Here is a 2,955-nt window from a genome sequence, read left to right as displayed (position 1 = left end):
TGGTTAAGTCCTCGATCGATTAGTATCAGTCAGCTCCACATGTCGCCACGCTTCCACCTCTGACCTATCAACCTGATCATCTTTCAGGGATCTTACTAGCTTGACGCTATGGGAAATCTCATCTTGAGGGGGGCTTCATGCTTAGATGCTTTCAGCACTTATCCCGTCCGCACATAGCTACCCAGCGATGCCTTTGGCAAGACAACTGGTACACCAGCGGTGCGTCCATCCCGGTCCTCTCGTACTAAGGACAGCTCCTCTCAAATTTCCTGCGCCCACGACGGATAGGGACCGAACTGTCTCACGACGTTCTGAACCCAGCTCGCGTACCGCTTTAATGGGCGAACAGCCCAACCCTTGGGACCGACTACAGCCCCAGGATGCGATGAGCCGACATCGAGGTGCCAAACCTCCCCGTCGATGTGGACTCTTGGGGGAGATAAGCCTGTTATCCCCGGGGTAGCTTTTATCCGTTGAGCGATGGCCCTTCCATGCGGAACCACCGGATCACTAAGCCCGACTTTCGTCCCTGCTCGACTTGTAGGTCTCGCAGTCAAGCTCCCTTGTGCCTTTACACTCTACGAATGATTTCCAACCATTCTGAGGGAACCTTTGGGCGCCTCCGTTACTCTTTAGGAGGCGACCGCCCCAGTCAAACTGCCCACCTGACACTGTCTCCCACCCCGATAAGGGGTGCGGGTTAGAATTTCAATACAGCCAGGGTAGTATCCCACCGACGCCTCCACCGAAGCTGGCGCTCCGGCTTCTCAGGCTCCTACCTATCCTGTACAAGCTGTACCAAAATTCAATATCAGGCTACAGTAAAGCTCCACGGGGTCTTTCCGTCCTGTCGCGGGTAACCTGCATCTTCACAGGTACTATAATTTCACCGAGTCTCTCGTTGAGACAGTGCCCAGATCGTTACGCCTTTCGTGCGGGTCGGAACTTACCCGACAAGGAATTTCGCTACCTTAGGACCGTTATAGTTACGGCCGCCGTTTACTGGGGCTTCGATTCAGAGCTTCGCGTGAGCTAACCCCTCCTCTTAACCTTCCAGCACCGGGCAGGCGTCAGCCCCTATACTTCGCCTTGCGGCTTCGCAGAGACCTGTGTTTTTGCTAAACAGTCGCCTGGGCCTATTCACTGCGGCTCTTCGAGGCTATGAACCCCAAAGAGCACCCCTTCTCCCGAAGTTACGGGGTCATTTTGCCGAGTTCCTTAACGAGAGTTCTCTCGCTCACCTTAGGATTCTCTCCTCGCCTACCTGTGTCGGTTTGCGGTACGGGCACCTTGAATCTCGCTAGAGGCTTTTCTTGGCAGTGTGGAATCAGGAACTTCGGTACTATATTTCCCTCGCTGTCACAGCTCAGCCTTCACGAGAAGCGGATTTTCCTGCTTCTCAGCCTAACTGCTTAGACGCGCATATCCAACAGCGCGCTTACCCTATCCTCCTGCGTCCCCCCATCACTCAAACGATTCTTTGGTGGTACAGGAATATCAACCTGTTGTCCATCGCCTACGCCTTTCGGCCTCGGCTTAGGTCCCGACTAACCCTGAGCGGACGAGCCTTCCTCAGGAAACCTTAGGCATTCGGTGGATGAGATTCTCACTCATCTTTCGCTACTCATACCGGCATTCTCACTTCTAAGCGCTCCACCAGTCCTTACGGTCTAGCTTCAACGCCCTTAGAACGCTCTCCTACCACTGACACCAACGGTGTCAATCCACAGCTTCGGTGATACGTTTAGCCCCGGTACATTTTCGGCGCAGAGTCACTCGACCAGTGAGCTATTACGCACTCTTTAAATGGTGGCTGCTTCTAAGCCAACATCCTGGTTGTCTAAGCAACTCCACATCCTTTTCCACTTAACGTATACTTTGGGACCTTAGCTGGTGGTCTGGGCTGTTTCCCTTTTGACTACGGATCTTATCACTCGCAGTCTGACTCCCACGGATAAGTCTTTGGCATTCGGAGTTTGTCTGAATTCGGTAACCCGATGAGGGCCCCTAGTCCAAACAGTGCTCTACCTCCAAGACTCTAACTACGTGAGGCTAGCCCTAAAGCTATTTCGGAGAGAACCAGCTATCTCCAAGTTCGATTGGAATTTCTCCGCTACCCACACCTCATCCCCGCACTTTTCAACGTGCGTGGGTTCGGGCCTCCATCCAGTGTTACCTGGACTTCACCCTGGACATGGGTAGATCACCTGGTTTCGGGTCTACGACCACATACTAAATTCGCCCTATTCAGACTCGCTTTCGCTGCGGCTCCGTCTCTTCAACTTAACCTTGCATGTAATCGTAACTCGCCGGTTCATTCTACAAAAGGCACGCTATCACCCATTAACGGGCTCTAACTACTTGTAGGCACACGGTTTCAGGAACTATTTCACTCCCCTTCCGGGGTGCTTTTCACCTTTCCCTCACGGTACTGGTTCACTATCGGTCACTAGGGAGTATTTAGCCTTGGGAGATGGTCCTCCCTGCTTCCGACCGGATTTCACGTGTCCGGCCGTACTCAGGATCCACTCAGGAGGGAACGAAGTTTCAACTACAGGGCTTTTACCTTCTACGGCTGGCCTTTCCAGGCCGCTTCATCTACCCCGTTCCTTTGTAACTCCATGTTGAGTGTCCTACAACCCCAAGAGGCAAGCCTCTTGGTTTGGGCTAATCCCGTTTCGCTCGCCGCTACTTAGGGAATCGCGTTTGCTTTCTCTTCCTCCGGGTACTTAGATGTTTCAGTTCCCCGGGTCTGCCATCAATACCCTATGTATTCAGGTAAAGATACTGTTCCATTACGAACAGTGGGTTCCCCCATTCGGAAATCTCCGGATCAAAGCTTACTTACAGCTCCCCGAAGCATATCGGTGTTAGTCCCGTCCTTCATCGGCTCCTAGTGCCAAGGCATTCACCGTGCGCCCTTTCTAACTTAACCTAAAAGGTTTTACTCTATAT

Annotated in this window: 1 rRNA gene; it reads right to left on the bottom strand. The window is 52.7% G+C overall.

The annotated features are described in order from the left end of the window. A 23S ribosomal RNA gene (locus V7077_RS10395) occupies nucleotides 1–2,935 on the bottom strand. Nucleotides 2,936–2,955: the final 20 nt, after the last annotated feature.

This window comes from Neobacillus vireti, from assembly GCF_036962465.1.
GTDB classification, from domain to species: Bacteria; Bacillota; Bacilli; order Bacillales; family Cytobacillaceae; genus Neobacillus; species Neobacillus vireti_B.
This window is presented reverse-complemented; position numbering and strand designations above follow the sequence as displayed.